Below are 16,976 nucleotides of genomic sequence, written 5' to 3'. Positions count from 1 at the left end.
TGAACAGTCACACAGATGTGCCGGGCAGCGGAAGAGGTCGTTCAGCATCGATCCGAACTTGGCTAGTGGTGTGTCCTGGAAGTTCCTGGATGCTTGGCGTTGTCAGGGTGCGTGCATCGCAAGGCCGGCGTCGTGAAGTCATACCGGGCGTCTTTCGAGCGGCGCCAACGCCGCGAGGCGATGTCCTGAGCTTGTCGAAGGGTGCGTGCCGTGGCGGCGCGAAGCGCCTAGGAACTTCCGGGACGCGCCACTAGGGTGAGCCCATGGACGAGGGTGGCGTGCGCGCAGTCCTCTTCGGTCTTCACGACACGCTGATCCCGGGCGGCTCCAGAGCCGAGCGAGCAGCGATGGCTCGCGGGATGGGAGCGGACCTCGGGATCGACCCTGCCGCATTCGCCGCGGCTACGGCCGAGACGCTCGATGAGCGGACCCGTGGCCTGATGGCCAGTGTGCATCACACGGTGCGCTATCTGTCTCGGCGCCTGAGGGCGGTTCCCACCGAGAGCCAGGTCGAGGCAGCCATCCGGCGCCGTCTCGATTTCACGCTCTCCCTGCACGCCGCGACCTGGGCGCTTCCGGCCCTGAGCGCACTTCGTGCGCGTGGCTTCGGCCTCGGTCTGGTCTCCGACTCCTGCTGCGCCACGACCGAGGTCTGGCCGGACAGCCCGCTCAGCGAGTACTTCGGCGCGGCCTCGTTCTCGTGCCAGACCGGCGTACGGAAGCCGGACTCCGGTGCCTACATCGTGGCCGCGGCCGCGCTCGAGGTGCCGACCACCGAGTGCGTCTACGTCGGGGACGGCGGGGATGGCGAGCTGTACGGCGCCGAGGCCTTGGGGATGAGGGCCGTGCGTTTCCTGCCCGAGGATCCGGCTCAGCGGCAGGAGGTCGTCCCCGATCTCGATCCCGAGTGGAACGGGCCGACGATCGGTGACCTGAGCGAGCTCGTCGCGATGGTCGGGGTGCCAGAGCCGCGTAATGGGTCCGCATCGCGGACTTTTGTGTCCGGAAATGTCGTGCCGTGGGGATCGAAGCGGTCGCAGCGCTGATCGCCGCCTGAGCGCGCGTGACCGACGCATCGGCGCGACGAGGAGCCGTCGCGCCCGGGTCAGGATGCCACTCACGAGGGGCCGATGTGGGTGGAATCCGTGATTCGACCGACGATCCGGTCCGCTCCTCGGCACGGTTGCGGATCACACTCGGATCGGTGTCCGGCGAGACATGAGTTCTGTTACCTGTCCAGTGACAGTTTCTAGCCGGGTGTCGCGGACTCCGACTCGGCGAGATCGCTCCGCCAGGCGGCACCACAAGCGTGAATTCGGCACGAAATGGTCCATGCCCCCTAGCCAGCCCCTGTAGAAAACGATAAGAATCGATCGACCGACAGGGAAGAATTTCGCCGACTCCGACCCCACATTTCGGAGTCAGGTTCCCAACAGTCATGGTTTGCCCCCGACGCCCTTGACGTACATGCTTACCTGTCAGTCGACAGGTTCATCATGTTTCGAGGAGGCCACGGGTGGCGCTAGCCGCAGACCACAGCACGGACACGGTGCTGAACGCACGGGCAGATGCTCGCGCGCAAGGGGGGCAGGTCAGCGACTGGATGCCGTACCTCCCGGCATCAACGAGCCCGTTCTGTCCCGAGGACGTGACCGCGGACAGCCTGACGTGGGCCGAGACGGTCGCTCCCGGGGGCTACACCCACAAGGTTCTGGCGCGCGGCACGCGGCTCCGGCTCGAGGATCCGACCGGCGAGGCCTGTGCCCACACGGTCCTCTACAACGCACTCGAGCCGGCCGAGCGCCTCAACGTCGCCGACACCCAGAAGATCCCCTGGCAGGCCTACCTCGGCACCGGGCACCCGCTGCTCTCCGGTGACGGCCGGGTGCTCGCCACGATCCTGACCGACACCTCGGGGCGGCACGACGCGTTCTGCGGGACGAGCACTGCCGCCTGGAACGCCCTGCGCTACGGCACCGCGCTGCCCGAGGGACCCGCGCCCGCGGGCCGCGATCTCTTCGTGAAGGCGGCCGCCAAGCACGGGCTCGGCCCGGCTGACGTGCCTCCTTCGGTGTCGTTCTTCCAAGGCGTGCGGGTCGCGGCGGACGGGAGCTTCGACTGGGCCGGCTCATCAGGTGCCGGGACTGCGGTCGAGCTCGTGGCGGAGCTCCCCCTGATCGTGCTGATCGCCAACGTCCCGCATCCGCGGGACCCACGTCCGGAGTACGTCGTCGGGCCGCTGCGCGTGCACGCCTGGCGTACGCCGGAGACCAACCCGACCACCCCGGCGGACGAGCGTTTCGACGCCTCTCCCGAGGTGCGCCGGGCGTATCTGAACACACTCGACTATGCGGAGGCTCGGGCCCTGTGACTACCACGATCGACAACCCGGTGATGAGGCCTGTGACAACTGTTCCGGTTCCGACGACCACCTATCTGACGCCCGACGGGCAGCTGGTCTCCAGCGTCCCGGTCGGGGCGTCGTACTCCGACGACACTCCGTTGGACTGGGGTGAGCCGCTGGTCTCGGGTGCCGTCGTGCTGGACGAGCAGCTGGCTCCGCGGGCATCGTGGTCGGGCGTCGTGCGGGCCGGGCAGGTGCTGACGATCGTCGACGTCGGGGGGAACCAGTCGGGCGACTGTCTGCTCTACAACGCGCAGCACACCGACGAGCGCTACAGCGCCCAGGACACGCTCGCCTGGCAGAACAGCGCCTACATCCGTACCGGGACCGTGCTGCGCAGCAACCTCGGCCGCGCCCTGATGACCGTGGTCGACAACGAGATCGACCGCCAGGACACCATCGGCGGCGCCTGCTCGCGCGAGTCGAACACCCTGCGCTACGGCCACCATGTGATGTATCACCACGGCTGCCGGGAGAACTTCCTGACCGAGGGTGCCAAGCACGGGCTCGGCATGCGCGACATCGTCTCCAACATCAACTGGTTCATGAACGTGCCCATCGAGGAGGACGGTGCGCTCGGCATCGTCGACGGCATGTCCGCGCCCGGGAAGAGGGTCGCTCTGCGCGCCGAGATCGACACGCTCGTCCTGATCTCCAACTGCCCGCAGATGAACAACCCCTGCAACGACTTCAACCCGACGCCCCTGCGGATGATCGTCTCGGAGCCCGACACCGACCTCGAGTACGAGGCCGACGTATGACGCATGGCCCATCCTCCGACACCGTCCTTGTCGCGAACCGGGGAGAGATCGCCCGCCGAGTGATGCGCACGGCGCGCGAGCTCGGCCTGCGTACGGTCGCGGTCTTCTCCGAGGCCGACCGAGCGGCGCCGCACGTGCGGGAGGCGGACGAGGCCGTCTGTCTGGGCTCGGCGCCCGCACGCGACTCCTATCTCCGTGGCGACCTGATCATCGCAGCAGCCCTGCGCACCGGCGCGGGGCTGCTCCATCCCGGCTACGGCTTCCTGTCCGAGAGCGCCGCCTTCGCCCGCGAGGTCGAGGCGGCGGGGATTCGGTTCGTCGGCCCGACGCCGGAGCAGATCGGTGCTTTCGGCGAGAAGCACTCGGCTCGCCGGCTCGCCGAGAACGCCGGGGTTCCGATGCTGGCCGGCTCGGGGCTGCTCTCCGGTCCCGACGAGGCCGCTGAGGAGGCCGCCCGGATCGGGCTGCCGGTGATGGTCAAGGCGACCGGCGGCGGTGGTGGCATCGGGATGACCGCGTGCAGCTCGGAGGATGATGTCCGGATCGCTTTCGAGCGGGTCGCACGGCTCGCTCAGACCAGCTTCGGCACCGCCGGGGTGTTCCTGGAGCGCCTCGTACGGCCCGCGCGCCATGTCGAGGTGCAGGTCTTCGGCGACGGGGAGGGTCAGGTCGCCGTGCTCGGCGACCGCGACTGCTCGCTGCAGCGCCGCAACCAGAAGGTGATCGAGGAGGCGCCGGCGCCGGCTCTCCCCGAGCACGTCCGGACCGTCCTGCACGACTCCGCGCGACAGCTCGCCAAGTCGGTCTCCTACCGCTCGGCCGGGACCGTGGAGTTCGTCTACGACCCGGCCCGCGAACTGGTCTCCTTCCTGGAGATGAACACTCGTCTCCAGGTCGAGCACGCGGTGACCGAGCAGGTGATGGGCATCGACATCGTCGAGCTGATGCTGCGGCTGGCCAGCGACGGAGCCGCGGCCCTGCCGGACGAGCTCTTCCGCAAGTGCCCCGCACCCAAGGCGTACGCCGTCGAAGCACGTGTCTACGCCGAGGACCCGGCCAAGGACTCGATGCCGTCGTCCGGCCTGGTGACGCGTGCGGTCCTGCCGGAGCCGAGCGACACGGTCCGGGTGGACTCCTGGATCGAGACCGGGCTCGAGGTGTCGCCTCACTACGATCCGCTGATCGCCAAGGTGATCGCCACCGGCGCGACCCGTGACGAGGCGCTGGACACGCTGGGTGACGCCCTCGCCCGGACCCGGATCGACGGCATCGTCACCAACGTCTCCGCACTGCGTGCGATGACGACGAACGACGAGCTCCGCTCGGCCACGCACTCGACCTCGACCTTGGCCGAACGGGCCAAGCAGGGCAGAGGTGGCGACCCGGACCCGCGCATCGACGTCCTCGACCCGGGCGTGCTCACCACCGTCCAGGATCTTCCTGGCCGGGTGGGCTACTGGCAGGTCGGCGTTCCCCCGTCGGGGCCGTTCGACCCGGTCTCCTTCGCCGAGGCGAACCTGGCCGTCGGCAACCACCGGGGCGCCCCCGGGCTCGAGGTCACGGTGCCGCTGGCGACCGGCCGGACGACGTCCGGCGGGCCGACGTTGCTCTTCACCGATCCCGCCGTCGTCTGCGTGACCGGTTCCCCCATGCCGGTCAGCGTCGACGGCGTCCCTGCCCCGCAGTGGGAGCCGATCGAGCTCTCCGCGGGGGCCACGTTGAAGCTGGGCCGCACCGACGGGCCGGGACTGCGGACCTACATCGCGGTCCGGGGCGGCCTGGACGTGCCCGAGTATCTCGGCAGCGCCTCGACGTTCACGCTCGGCGGGTTCGGCGGGCACGCCGGACGTACGCTCCAGCGCGGCGACGTGCTCCGCCCGGGGACGGCGATCGACCCCCAGGCGCAGCCCGCGGCGACCCCGGCGTCGCGGCGGCCGGCGCTGACCAACAGCTGGCAGATCGGCGTCACCGAGGGCCCGCACGGCGCACCGGAGTTCTTCACGCGATCAGACCTGGAGCAGCTCTACTCGGCCGACTACCGGGTCCATCACAACTCGGCCCGCACCGGCGTACGCCTGATCGGACCGAAGCCGACCTGGGCCCGTGCCGACGGTGGCGAGGCCGGACTGCATCCCTCGAACATCCACGACACCCCCTACACGGTGGGTTCGCTCGACTTCACCGGCGACACCCCGATCATCCTCGGCCCCGACGGTCCGTCGCTGGGCGGCTTCGTCTGCCCGGCGGTGGTCGCCAGCGGCGAGCTGTGGAAGGTCGGGCAGCTGCGGCCCGGCGACACGGTGCGGTTCGTGCCGGTGCGCGAGGACAGGGCCGCGGGCCTGGTCGACCACCGGGCTTCCTTGGCGGTGGTCGACGGCGCGGGTGGCGACGGCGACGACGGCGTCCTGGGCGGGCTGCCCGGGACTCCGGAGCGCCCGGAGGTCACCTACCGGCGGAGCGGGGACAACTCCGTGCTGGTCGAGTACGGGCCGATGACTCTCGACCTGGGTCTCCGGATGCGGGTGCACGCGCTGCAGTCGGCGCTGGCCGAGCACGCGCCTGCGGGCATCATCGACGTCACGCCGGGAATCCGGTCGCTGCAGGTCCATACCGACTCCTCGGTCCTGCGGGCCGGTCAGGTCGCGGCGCTGCTGCGTGAGCTGGAGGAGGACCTGCCCGCCACCTCGGAGCTCACCGTGCCGTCGCGGCGGGTACGACTGCCGCTCTCCTGGGACGACCCGGCGACCAGGGAGGCGATCGAGCGCTACACCGCAGGCGTACGTGACGACGCGCCGTGGGCGCCGTGGAACATCGAGTTCATCCGCCGGATCAACGGGCTGGCCTCGGTGGAGGAGGTCCACCGGACCGTCTTCGACGCGTCGTACCTCGTCCTCGGGCTGGGGGACGTCTATCTGGGGGCGCCGGTCGCGACGCCGCTGGACCCGCGGCACCGGCTGGTGACCACGAAGTACAACCCGGCGCGGACCTGGACGGCGGAGAACTCCGTCGGGATCGGTGGCGCGTACATGTGCATCTACGGGATGGAGGGGCCGGGCGGCTATCAGCTCGTCGGCCGGACCACGCAGGTGTTCAACCGGTTCCGGCGCTCTACGTCGGCCGGCGGGCTCTTCCACGACGATCCGTGGGCGCTGCGGTTCTTCGACCGGATCGAGTGGTACCCGGTCTCCGCCGAGGAGCTCCTGGAGCTGCGGGCGGAGGTCGATGCCGGTCGCGGTGAGTTCGAGACCGAGGAGGGCACCTTCTCGATCAAGGAGTACGACCGCTTCCTGACCGACAACGCGGACTCGATCGCGGACTTCCGCGACCGGCAGTCGGCCGCCTTCGAGGAGGAGCGCGAGCGCTGGAAGGTGGCGGGGGAGTTCGACATCTGCGACCGCATCGACGCGCGAGGCGAGCCGTCGGAGGTCGAGGTGCCGGACGGCTGCGTGCAGGTGACCGCGCCGTTCACCTCGACGGTCTGGAAGGTGGTCGCCAGCCGCGGGGCGCGGCTGGCTCAGGACGCCCCGCTGATGGTCGTCGAGGCGATGAAGATGGAGGCGAGCGTCCCGATACCGGTCGCCGGAGAGGTCGTCGAGCTCTACGTGAAGCCGGGCGAGCAGATCGCCCCTGGACAGGTCATCGCCGCGGTCCGGCCGGCCGACGGGTCCGGGTCTTGATCCACTCGCTCCCAGGTCGTGCGGTCGACCGCGCGGCCGAGGCTCTCGACCGGATCGAGGCGTCGGACCGGCCGGAGATCTGGATCTCGCTGCGTACGCGGACGGAGCTGCTCGAGGAGGCCGCCGCGATCGACGCGAGGGTGGCCGGCGGTGAGGTCCTGCCGTTGGCCGGGCGCCTGCTGGCGGTCAAGGACAACATCGACGTGCACGGCCTGCCGACGACCGCCGGAGCACCCTCCTTCGCCTACCAGCCGGCCCACGACGCCACCGCCGTCGCCCGGCTGCGTGCGGCCGGTGCGCTGGTCGTGGGAAAGACCAACCTGGACCAGTTCGCGACCGGACTGGTCGGCACCCGGAGCCCCTACGGTCCGGTCCGCAACGCCTGGGACCTCACCCGGATCTCGGGCGGATCCTCGTCGGGCTCGGCGGTGGCGGTCGCTCTCGGTCTCGTCGATCTCGCGCTGGGGACCGACACCGCGGGCTCCGGGCGGGTTCCGGCGGCGCTCAACGGCATCGTCGGGGTCAAGCCATCGCGTGGGTTGGTGCCGGTCACCGGTGTCGTGCCCGCCTGCTACACGCTCGACTGCGTCACCGTCTTCGCCCGTGATCTCGCGGCTGCGCGGGCGGCGGCGGAGCTGATGGCCGGTCCCGACCCTTCGGACCCGTTGTCTCGTACGCTGCCTCCGGATGCCGGGCTGCCGCCCGCGCCGAGGGTGGCCGTGCCGACCGGCGAGCACCTCGACGGTCTCGCCCCGGGATGGGCCGCCGCCTTCCGCGCCGCGGCAGCGCGGCTGGACTCTGCCGGCGTCGAGATCGTCGAGGTCGACATCTCGCCGTTGCTCGAGGCCGCTCGGCTGCTCTACGAGGGCGCCTTCGTAGCCGAGAGGTACGCCGCGGTCGGCTCCCACCTCGAAGCCAACCACGACCTCATCGGGACGGACCTCGACCCGACGGTCGCGGAGATCGTGCTCGCCGGGGCAACGGCCAGCGCAGCCGACTGGGCGCGCGACGTGGCTCTCCTGGCGCGCCTCGGTGCCGAGGCGAGCACGGCGCTGACCGGATGCTCGGCGCTGCTGACGCCGACGACGACCTGGCACCCGACCCTCGCCGAGGTGGCGGCGGATCCGGTCGGCGCCAACGCTCGCCTCGGCCGCTACACGAACTTCGCGAACCTGCTCGACATGGCGTCGCTCGCTGTCCCCGTGGGCCAGGTCGACGGGCTGCCGTTCGGGGTGATGCTGACCGGGGCCGCCGGCAGCGACCGCACCCTGGCGGCGCTCGGCCACACGCTTCTAAGCCCGAGCGTCGACCTCTTCGTGGTGGGTGCCCATCTGTCGGGGATGCCGCTCAACCACCAGCTGATCGAAGCCGGAGCCACCCTGCTGCGCCCGGCCTCGACTTCGGCCGACTACCGGCTGTTCGCGCTGGAGACCGTTCCGCCCAAGCCCGGACTGGTCCGGACAGGTGGTTCCGAGACCGGGGTGCGGATCGAGGGCGAGCTCTGGCGTGTGCCGGCCGCGGGCTTCGGGGCGTTCGTGGGCGGCGTACCTGCTCCGATGGCCATCGGGAAGGTCACGTTGGCGGACGGCTCCGCCGTCTCCGGATTCCTCGTCGAGCCTTTCGCGGTCGAGGGGGCTGCCGACATCTCGTCGTACGGAGGGTGGCGTCGTCACCGGTCTGAGCAGGGCCTTTGAGGGTCGGCGGGGATAGCGGGCGCCAGACCGAAGGCATTCCCTCTGACGGAACGCGATCCTGTTCAGACGTCCGGATGCGAGTCACACTGGGCACGGATCCGCCAAAATCGTCGTCCTCGGGAGGATGCCGTGCCAGCTTTATCGGTTCGTCATGCCATACCGTTTGTCCACGAGGACTTCAACCCTTTGGCGGGACTTTCGGCACTATTCTCTAGGGGAAGAAGACTCTTTCGAATCTTCCCCGAAACTCGGGAGGCCGCTTAGATGACGTACATGACAACTAGGCGTTCTCGGCCCGGCCGCCCCAGGCATGTGCCCGATTCGGGCACCGCCTCACCACGTGAGCAGATCCTCGAAGCCGCAGCGAAACTCTTCGTGTCGCAGGGTTTCGCAGCGACCTCCACCCGCGAGATCGCCGACCATGTCGGCATCCGCCAGGCTTCTCTCTACTACCACTTTGCAGGCAAGGACGAGATCCTTGTCGAGCTGCTCCGCACCACGGTTCGTCCGACCACGGACAAGGTCGAGAAGATCCTCAACCAGGTGCCACCTCTGAACGTCGAGACAGCCCTCTATCTGCTTGTTCTCGTCGACGTACGCACGCTTGCGGACGTGCCGCACAACGTCGGCATGCTCTATCTGCTGCCGGACGTGACCAAAGAAGAGGTCTACGTCGACTTCCGCGAGGAGCACGACAAGCTGGCTGAGGCTTACGCCGATCTCGCCAGCAGGGTGGCCACGGAGACGGTGCTGTCGACGATCGGTCTCAAGCAGCTGGGCAACATGCTCATCCAGCAGGTCGAGGGTGTCATCAACATGCGCACCGAGGACTCGGTCCGGCGGATCTCGTGCCCGGAGGCATGGGCTATTGCGGCCTCATGCCTGCGGATCTGCGGTGTCAGCGAAGAAAAGATCAGTGCTGCGAACGAGGTCGCCGTGGACATGCTCGACGATTTCCGAGAGGACAAGGTCCTCGAGGTCGCCTGACACGGTCCCAACCAGTCTGACGGCTCAGTAAATGGTGGGCACGGGCGGCGCGTGTGAGTTGCCCCGATGAGGCTTGACCGACACACTTTCCGAGCCCTTGCCCGCTTCCCCCACCACAAGGACCCCCACACGTGTGCAACGACCCTTCCGGAGGCCTCTGATGGCCCGGAAGCAGACAGCCATCCTCTCCGTGAACCGCGGTGTGACGACGCTCAACGGCTTGGTGGTGGATCGTCCGTGGGGGGAGGATCCGCATCAGGCAGGCATACGTGCCGTGCGCGAGCAGCTCGCCCGCCCGAGCCGCAAGCCCGTCGAGGTCGTCGCCACCGACGACGACGCCCGGATCCGGATGCTCGTCCATCCCGACGGTCGGGTCACCGACGTCGAGATGCTCGAGGTCTTCGGCACCTACGCCTCGCCAGGGCAGGCTCCCGGGGCGGCATGGCTCCCTGCTGCCGCTGCGCCGGTGGTCGTCCAGGAAGTCGTCGAGCCGGTGGAGGAGCCCGAGCCCGAGGCGGAGGAGCCGTACGTGCCGCCGGTCCTGGCCGTTCCGGCGCCTGCTGTCGAGCCAGCGGAGCCCGAGCCGGCTGAGCCCGAGCCAACGGAACCCGAGCCGGAACCCGAGCCGGCGCCTGCGCCGCCGACAGGGCCGCCGCCGGCCCCCGCGCTGATTCCTGAGCCGATTCCTGAGCCAGGGCCCGGCCCGGGTGCAGAGCTCGTCGCTGAACCGGTCTCCGAGAGGTCGCCCGGGCCGTTGGTGCCGTTGCACCACATGGAACCGGGCCCGTACCGGCGGTCTCGGATGACCCGTCGTGGTCGGGTGGTGCTGGTCATCGCCGCCGTACTCCTGTTGATCCTGGTCTACGAGGTCGTACGCGGCGTCGTGACCGGCTCCGATGCCGACTCGTCCGACAAGAAGGAGCCGCAGAGCGAGCAGTCGGCGCCCACCGCCGGCGCCAGCGACGAGGTCATCGAGCCGCCGTCGGAGGCGGTCTCGCCGAGCGGGCCGCCGTCCTCGGTCGGGGTCGAACCGACTCCGAAACCAACTCCGAAACCGACCCCGAAGCCCTCGCCGACCAAGAAGCCGAACGCGGAGCCCGCGCCCACCAGGAAGCTGTCGGTGGAGGCGATCGCTATGACCGAGGCCATCGGTCTTCGGATCGACACCAGCAGGCTGCCGGTGACGGCCAGGATCGCGATGGATCCGTGGGGCGCGCCGGAGCGGTTCACACGTACGGTCACGATCACCGAGCCCGACCAGCTCGTCGTGGTCAAGCCGGTCGCCTCGGGCCACGCCGAATGGAGCGTCCGGGTCGACGGTGCCGCGAAGGTCACCGGCTACACGCACTCCTGGCCCAAGGGCGATCGCAAGATCAAGCGCTGATCGCCGCCCCGGGACGGCCGGATTTGCTACCACGGTCGGATGTGGCGGCCTTCGGCCCCGGCGTACGCTGCATGAAACGTGTTCCTGTGCCTCGGAGGTCTCGCATGCCGCTCAAGATCACGCCGCCCGTCGGCGCTCGCACGATTGCCGGCCGGACGCTGGGCTGGACGCTGGGCCGGACGCTGGGGCCGGTGGAGCGCACCGCCAAGCAGGGGGTGCGCTGGGCGCTGGGGCACGGGTTGCCGCGTACCGCCATCGTCCGGTCTGCCAGGAAGGGAGACCTGCAGGGTGACCTGATCCTGAGCGGGCCCGGGTCGCACACCTTCGACCTGGTCGACCTGTTCGAGGAGTTCCGTGCGCGTGGGCCGCTCTACCAAGGCGGCTTCAGCCATCTCGCGGTCGATCATGAGGTCATCAAAGAGGTGTTGACCAGCAACGACTTCGTCACCGGGTTCTTCGCGCCCGACGAGTCGGGGACCGGTCTGCTGGCGCGCGCGGCGACCTGGTCTGCCAGCGACGTGTTCGCTCCGCTCCAGCCGCCGTCGCTGCTCGCGACCGAGCCGCCGGAGCACACCCGCTATCGCAAGCTGGTCACTCGTGTCTTCACCGTGCGAGCGGTCGAGCGACTGCGGACCCGCACCGCGGAGATCGCCCAGGAGCTGCTGGACGACCTGGAGAAGGAAGCGTCCTCCGGCGACAGCGTCGACCTCGTCACCCGCTACTGCGGGCTGCTGCCCATCACGGTGATCTCCGAGGTGCTGGGCGTCCCCGTCGAGCTGCGCGAGCGGATGTTGGAGCTCGGCAAGGGCGCGGCGCTCAGCCTCGACATCGGGCTTGGCTGGCGGACGTTCCGGGAGATGGAGGCGTCGCTGGAGGAGTTCGACAACTGGCTGCGCGGCCATCTGGCATATCTCGCCGATCACCCTGGCGACGACCTGCTCAGCCAGCTCGTCGCGCTCCGCGACGACGGCGACCGGCTCAGCGACAAGGAGCTGCGGGCCATCGCCGGTCTGGTCTTCGCGGCCGGCTTCGAGACCACCGTGAACCTGATCGGCAACGGCATCGCGCTGCTCCACGACAACCCGTCGCAGCTCGAGGTGCTCGCGGCACGCCCCGAGCTGTGGGCGAACGCGTCCGACGAGATCCTCCGGCTCGACCCGCCCGTGCTGCTCACCGGCCGGGTCGCCCGGCGCAACTCGACGATCGCCGGTCAGGAGATCCCGCGCGGCACGATCATCAACACGGTGCTGGCCGCCGCCAACCGTGACCCGGGTGTCTTCACCGACCCGCACACCTTCGACGTCACCCGGGAGAACGCCCGCGACCACCTCTCCTTCTCCAGCGGCCGCCACTTCTGCCTCGGCGCCGCGCTGGCCCGGATGGAGGGTGAGATCGGGCTCCGGCTCCTCTTCGAACGGTTCCCCGACCTCGAGCTCGTCGGCGACCGCGAGCGCCACCCCACCCGCATCCTCCGCGGCTACTCCCGACTGCCGGCAAAGCTCCTCTGAGCGCTGGTCGAGCCGCCGGAGCCGCTATGCGACCGAGCGAAGCGAGGGCGGCGGAGGCGTGTCGAGACCAACACAGTCCCCTCGAGCGCCGATCCGACCGTGTTGGTCTCGACGCGCTCGGCCGCAGGCGGCCTCGCGGCTCGACCAACGGGAGGTCAGCGCTCGGCGGCGTCGAGGAGTCGTTGGCCTAGGGTGGCCACGCAGCGGCGTACCTCGTCGCCCTCGACCACCCGGAACGGGACGGCGCGACGGGCGAGCTCCTGGGCGTACCAATCCGGGCTGTTGGTGCTCCCGACGAGGCGGCAGTGTCCGTCGTCGAGGGGTTCGAGGCGGCCCAGGACGCGGGGGAGGTAGCGGTCGACCTGCGCGAACGGGGCCTCGAAGACGACCTCGACCGAGTAGGCCCAGCCCTCGCCGAGGTGTTCCTCGACCTCGGTGACGGGATCGATCTCAGGTCGTACGAAGGCGGTCTCCTCGATGTCGACCGCGGCCATCCGGTCGACCCGGAGCACCCGGCGCGCGTCTGCGGTGTGGGACCAGCAGAGCAGGTACCAGCGGGCGTGGCGGACGACGACCGCCCACGGGTCGACGACCATCTTGCGCTCGTTGCCGTTCTCGGTCGTGTAGGTGATGGTGCTCCGCCGCTGGGAGTCGCAGGCCTGGACCAGGCTGGTGGTGATGTCCGGGTCAGGGGTGGCGGCGCTCTGGTCGGGGACGGCCGAGATCGTACGCCGCACCGCGGCCACCGTCTGTGACAGCGACTCGGGCAGCACCCGGCCGATCTTGCCGACGGCGCTGCCGACCGGGCCGGTGGCGTCGGCGATGTCGTGGTGGCCGTCGAGCAGGGCCATCACCAGGCCGAGGGCCTCCGCGGTGGTGAAGATGAGCGGCGTACGCATCCCGCGGCCGAGGCGGTAGCCGCCATACGGGCCGCGCTCGGACTCGACCGGAATCCCGGCCTCTCGCAGGATGGCGACGTAGCGGCGCGCGGCGCGCTCGGTGACCCGCAGCCGCTCGCCCAGCCGTTCGGCGGTGATGCCGGGGGAGGACTGCAGCAGCTCGAGGGTGAGCAGTGCCCGAGCTGTCGGGCTCTCGTCGTGTCCCATCGTGCGGCTCCCGGAATTGGTTCGTCCGGATTCAGATTAGTCCGTCGCTCTCGGCACGGCAGGTCCCGTACCCTTACCGGCATATGAGACTTCTGCTGATCAGACACGGCCAGACCCCGAGCAACGTCTCGGGGGCGCTCGACACTGCCTTCCCGGGCGCGGGGTTGACCGAGCTCGGCCTTTCCCAGGCCGCAGCGGTGCCTGACGCGCTGGCGGGGGAGAGGATCGCGGGGCTGTACGCCTCCCGCCTGGTCCGTACGCAGCTGACCGCCGAGCCGCTCGCCGCCCGGACCGGCCTTCCGGTCGTGGTGCAGGAGGGCTTCGAGGAGATCAACGCCGGACACCTGGAGATGGCCACCGACAAGGAGTCGGTGACGGCCTATCTCGAGGCGCTCGCCGACTGGATCGATGGCACTCTCGAGACCCCGGTCCCGGGCGGCGAGGCGGGCCACGAGTTCCTGGCGCGCTACGACGCCGCGGTGCAGGCGGTGGCCAAGCAGCACGAGCCCGACGACACGGTCGCGATCGTCTCGCACGGTGCCGCGATCCGGATGTGGACGGGGCTGCGCACCACGCAGTCGCCCGCCTTCGGTGACGACAACCGGATCCGCAACACCGGCCTCGCGGTCGTCGAGGGCAGCCCGGACGAGGGTTGGACGACGATCTCCTGGAACAACGACCCGTTGGGCGGCGCCCACCTGATCGGCGAGGGCTTTTGATCCTCCGCTCGCTCCTGCTCTTCGCGCTGGCCGCGGTCGCCGAGATCGGTGGCGCCTGGCTGGTCTGGCAGGGGCTGCGGGAGCACCGCGGCTGGCTCTGGGTGGGCGCTGGGTTCATCGCGCTCGGCCTCTACGGAGTCGTCGCCACGCTGCAGCCCGATGCTCACTTCGGGCGGATCCTGGCTGCGTACGGAGGGGTCTTCGTCGTCGGCTCGATCGTCTGGGGGATGGCGATGGACGGCTTCCGGCCGGACCGCTGGGACATCGCCGGTGCGGCGCTGTGCCTGGCCGGGATGGGCGTGATCATGTACGCGCCGCGTGGGTGAGGATGGGATCATGAGTTCCGAGGAAGTCTCTCCACACACCTTCGTCCCGGTCGCGCCCGGAGAGCGGCCCCGTCGTACCCGCAGCACTGTTCGGGTGCTCCTGATCGACGATCGCGACCGGATCCTGCTCTTCGCCGACTCCGACCCGGGGGTCCCGGGGGCGCGCTGGTGGATCACGCCGGGCGGAGGCATCGACCCGGGTGAGAGCGAAGCGGAAGCGGCGGTGCGCGAGGTCGAGGAGGAGACCGGCCTGCGGATCACCGAGGCCGACCTGCTCGGACCGACGATGCGACGCACCGTCGTGCACGGCTACAGCGACGTGGTCATCGATCAGCAGGACGTCTTCTACGCGTGCTGGGTGCCCGAGTTCGAGGTCTCCACCGCGGGCCACACCGAGGTCGAGCTGCTCACGATGGCCGGCCATCGCTGGTGGACGCGCGCCGAGCTCGCCACGACCGACGAGGCGATCTGGCCGGCGTCGCTCCTCGACCTGTGGACGGACGCCGACGTACGCCGCGCCGCGGCCGCCTCGGGAGCGGCCGGTCCTGTCGAGGCGGCCGATGGCGGACGCGTGGAGGAGTCGACGGTACCGGCCTGACGGCCTTACCCCAGCAGCACCACAGCCGACCATCCCCCCCAGGATGGTCGGCTGCGGTTCTTGCGAGATCTGGTCGACATCCCCCCGGTACGACGAGATCTCTGGTGTGCGTCGTCGCTTCGAGTGCGGATCCCCAGATCGGCACGTGCGACGACACTCAGTCCGTGGAGCGGCCTCCCGGCCGCGCCCTGTGCCGCCCCCTCGGTCGGCGCAGAGCGGCCAGCCACAGCCTCAGGCTGTGGACTCCGGACCGACGATGGTTGCGCATGGTCAGCGAACGGCCCCGAGCGCGACGATGCCGACGGCGGCCACGGCGGCGACGCCGAACATCGTGTTGCCGACGGCCGGCGGCAACCCGCCGCGGTGCTTGTGCTCGGACGGGTCGCTCTTCCGGATGCTGCGGACGGCGTCGAGGACGTTGTTGCGGATCGACTCGACGGCGGTCAGGTCACTGCGGTGACGTGCGGTGATCGTGGTGGTAGCCATTGGTTCTTCCTCTTCTCGGCGAACGGCGCTGGCCGTCCGGGTCGGCGGCCTTCACATGAGAGAGACGGGGGCGCGGGGTGGGCATGACGCGACTTTTCGCCACTTTAGAGTTACGGAATATCCACATCTGAGAAACATCATGTTCAGCCCGTACGCTGCGCGTCATGACCACGTCGTTGGCCGAGATCACTCGGGAATGGGGCCGGATCGGCGTCATCGGGTTCGGCGGTCCGCCGGCCCACATCCGGCTGCTGCGCGAGACCGTCGTCGAGCGCCGCGGATGGGTGGAGCCGGAGGAGTTCGAGGACGCGATCGCGACCTGCAATCTGCTCCCCGGACCCTCTTCGACGCAGCTGGCGATCTTCACGGCCTGGCGGGTCGGAGGCGCTCGCGGTGCGCTGGTCGGGGGCCTCGCGTTCATCCTTCCGGGGCTGGTCATGATCCTCGCGTTGGCGGCCCTCTTCCTCGGTGACCCGCCCGCATGGGTGCTGGGCGCGGGCGCGGGGGCTGGTGCGGCGGTCGCTGCCGTGGCGGTCCAGGCGGGCTGGGCGCTGGTGCCGTCCTCCTTCGAGCGGACCCCGTCGCGTCCGCGGTGGATCGTCTACGCCGTCATCGGGACGGTCGCCGCCGCGACCACCGGGGCATGGGTCGTCCTCGTGCTCGTCGGCGCCGGGCTCGTCGAGGTGGCGATGCGGAGGCCGTGGCGTACGAACTCCTTCCAGTCCGTCCTCACCCTGCCGTTCCTGGTCCAGGGCGGACTCACCGCCGCGGTGGCGGCGCCGCTGGCGTGGACGGCCTTCAAGGTCGGCGCGCTGTCCTACGGCGGCGGTTTCGTGATCATCCCGCTGATGCAGTCCGACGCGGTCGATCGCTACGGCTGGATGAGCGACGCGGAGTTCCTCAACGCGGTCGCGCTCGGGCAGATCACCCCGGGCCCGGTCGTCCACACGGTCGCGGTCGTCGGGTTCGCGGCCGCCGGGCTCCTCGGGGCCCTGGGCGCCGTAGTCATCGCCTTCGGGCCGTCGTTCGCGATGGTCATCGCCGGCGGGCGGCACTTCGAGGCGCTGCGCTCCTCGCCGCTCACTCGCGCGTTCCTCGACGGCGCCGGCCCGGCAGCGATCGGTGCGATCCTCGGATCGGCCGTCCCGCTGGCGCTGGCGACGAGCGAGTGGTGGCAGTGGGTGGTGCTCGCCGCGGCCGGCGTACTCCTGCTGCTGCTGAAGCGCGGGGTGGTGCTCACACTGCTGCTCGCTGCCGCGGTCGGGGTGGTTGTCGCCGTGGCTGGTGGGCCGCTGCCGTGAATGCTCACCGAGGTGCCTCGGTGAG

14 protein-coding genes are annotated in these 16,976 nt (G+C 70.0%); 12 read left to right on the top strand and 2 right to left on the bottom strand.

Annotation, left to right across the window (positions count from 1 at the left end):
- Positions 1-263: 263 nt before the first annotated feature.
- From BJ988_RS23855 to BJ988_RS23820, 8 genes are all read left to right on the top strand, one after another.
- Complete coding sequence (locus tag BJ988_RS23855) at positions 264-1,046, top strand: HAD family hydrolase (RefSeq protein ID WP_179660348.1); 783 nt, start codon at positions 264-266, stop codon at positions 1,044-1,046.
- Positions 1,047-1,516: 470 nt separating this feature from the next.
- Positions 1,517-2,371, top strand: coding sequence for an urea amidolyase associated protein UAAP1 (locus BJ988_RS23850; protein ID WP_179660347.1), 855 nt, complete (start codon positions 1,517-1,519; stop codon positions 2,369-2,371).
- Entirely contained in the window at positions 2,368-3,165 is a 798-nt protein-coding gene (locus tag BJ988_RS23845; RefSeq protein WP_343051765.1) for an urea amidolyase associated protein UAAP2, read from the top strand. The genes BJ988_RS23850 and BJ988_RS23845 overlap by 4 nt, the downstream gene beginning before the upstream one ends.
- Complete coding sequence (gene uca, locus BJ988_RS23840) at positions 3,162-6,842, top strand: urea carboxylase (RefSeq protein ID WP_179660346.1); 3,681 nt, start codon at positions 3,162-3,164, stop codon at positions 6,840-6,842. The genes BJ988_RS23845 and uca overlap by 4 nt, the downstream gene beginning before the upstream one ends.
- Complete coding sequence (gene atzF, locus BJ988_RS23835) at positions 6,839-8,536, top strand: allophanate hydrolase (RefSeq protein WP_179660345.1); 1,698 nt, start codon at positions 6,839-6,841, stop codon at positions 8,534-8,536. Before uca ends, atzF begins: the two co-directional genes overlap by 4 nt.
- Before the next feature lie 273 nt (positions 8,537-8,809).
- Positions 8,810-9,523: a TetR/AcrR family transcriptional regulator gene (locus BJ988_RS23830; RefSeq protein ID WP_343051763.1), complete on the top strand. Its 714-nt coding sequence runs from the start codon at positions 8,810-8,812 to the stop codon at positions 9,521-9,523.
- Between the two features lie 160 nt (positions 9,524-9,683).
- Complete coding sequence (locus BJ988_RS23825; RefSeq protein WP_179660343.1) at positions 9,684-10,907, top strand: hypothetical protein; 1,224 nt, start codon at positions 9,684-9,686, stop codon at positions 10,905-10,907.
- A 104-nt stretch (positions 10,908-11,011) separates the two neighbouring features.
- The gene (locus BJ988_RS23820) at positions 11,012-12,415 is read left to right on the top strand and encodes a cytochrome P450 (RefSeq protein WP_179660342.1); all 1,404 of its coding nucleotides are present in this window, start codon (positions 11,012-11,014) and stop codon (positions 12,413-12,415) included.
- Between the two features lie 155 nt (positions 12,416-12,570).
- On the opposite strand, the gene BJ988_RS23815 is transcribed toward BJ988_RS23820, so the two are convergent.
- Positions 12,571-13,521: a helix-turn-helix transcriptional regulator gene (locus BJ988_RS23815; RefSeq protein ID WP_179660341.1), complete on the bottom strand. Its 951-nt coding sequence runs from the start codon at positions 13,519-13,521 to the stop codon at positions 12,571-12,573.
- Positions 13,522-13,604: 83 nt separating this feature from the next.
- On the opposite strand from BJ988_RS23815, the gene BJ988_RS23810 reads away from it, so the two are divergent.
- Genes BJ988_RS23810 through BJ988_RS23800 form a run of 3 tightly spaced genes read left to right on the top strand, consistent with a single transcriptional unit; the run spans position 13,605 to position 15,164 of the window.
- Positions 13,605-14,240: a histidine phosphatase family protein gene (locus BJ988_RS23810; RefSeq protein WP_179660340.1), complete on the top strand. Its 636-nt coding sequence runs from the start codon at positions 13,605-13,607 to the stop codon at positions 14,238-14,240.
- Complete coding sequence (locus BJ988_RS23805) at positions 14,237-14,566, top strand: YnfA family protein (RefSeq protein ID WP_179660339.1); 330 nt, start codon at positions 14,237-14,239, stop codon at positions 14,564-14,566. The genes BJ988_RS23810 and BJ988_RS23805 overlap by 4 nt, the downstream gene beginning before the upstream one ends.
- Positions 14,567-14,576: 10 nt before the next feature.
- Positions 14,577-15,164 (top strand): NUDIX hydrolase, encoded by a 588-nt coding sequence (locus BJ988_RS23800; protein ID WP_179660338.1) that lies wholly within the window; start codon positions 14,577-14,579, stop codon positions 15,162-15,164.
- Positions 15,165-15,434: 270 nt separating this feature from the next.
- Here the strand turns inward: BJ988_RS23800 and BJ988_RS23795 are convergent, their stop codons facing one another.
- Positions 15,435-15,650, bottom strand: coding sequence for a hypothetical protein (locus BJ988_RS23795; protein WP_179660337.1), 216 nt, complete (start codon positions 15,648-15,650; stop codon positions 15,435-15,437).
- A 164-nt stretch (positions 15,651-15,814) separates the two neighbouring features.
- Here BJ988_RS23795 and chrA point away from each other — a divergent pair, with 164 nt between their 5' ends.
- Positions 15,815-16,951: a chromate efflux transporter gene (gene chrA / locus BJ988_RS23790; protein ID WP_179660336.1), complete on the top strand. Its 1,137-nt coding sequence runs from the start codon at positions 15,815-15,817 to the stop codon at positions 16,949-16,951.
- Positions 16,952-16,976: the final 25 nt, after the last annotated feature.

The sequence above is a fragment of the Nocardioides panzhihuensis genome, assembly GCF_013408335.1.
Classification (GTDB): Bacteria; Actinomycetota; Actinomycetes; order Propionibacteriales; family Nocardioidaceae; genus Nocardioides; species Nocardioides panzhihuensis.
This window is presented reverse-complemented; position numbering and strand designations above follow the sequence as displayed.

Bases quoted from the DNA above. Each gene is read 5' to 3' on its own strand.
- BJ988_RS23825 (WP_179660343.1), top strand. From the start codon at position 9,684: ATGGCCCGGAAGCAGACAGCCATCCTCTCCGTGAACCGCGGTGTGACG.
- chrA (WP_179660336.1), top strand. From the start codon at position 15,815: ATGACCACGTCGTTGGCCGAGATCACTCGGGAATGGGGCCGGATCGGC.
- BJ988_RS23855 (WP_179660348.1), top strand. From the start codon at position 264: ATGGACGAGGGTGGCGTGCGCGCAGTCCTCTTCGGTCTTCACGACACG.
- BJ988_RS23810 (WP_179660340.1), top strand. From the start codon at position 13,605: ATGAGACTTCTGCTGATCAGACACGGCCAGACCCCGAGCAACGTCTCG.
- BJ988_RS23795 (WP_179660337.1), bottom strand. From the start codon at position 15,650: ATGGCTACCACCACGATCACCGCACGTCACCGCAGTGACCTGACCGCC.
- uca (WP_179660346.1), top strand. From the start codon at position 3,162: ATGACGCATGGCCCATCCTCCGACACCGTCCTTGTCGCGAACCGGGGA.
- BJ988_RS23800 (WP_179660338.1), top strand. From the start codon at position 14,577: ATGAGTTCCGAGGAAGTCTCTCCACACACCTTCGTCCCGGTCGCGCCC.
- BJ988_RS23830 (WP_343051763.1), top strand. From the start codon at position 8,810: ATGACAACTAGGCGTTCTCGGCCCGGCCGCCCCAGGCATGTGCCCGAT.
- BJ988_RS23815 (WP_179660341.1), bottom strand. From the start codon at position 13,521: ATGGGACACGACGAGAGCCCGACAGCTCGGGCACTGCTCACCCTCGAG.
- BJ988_RS23820 (WP_179660342.1), top strand. From the start codon at position 11,012: ATGCCGCTCAAGATCACGCCGCCCGTCGGCGCTCGCACGATTGCCGGC.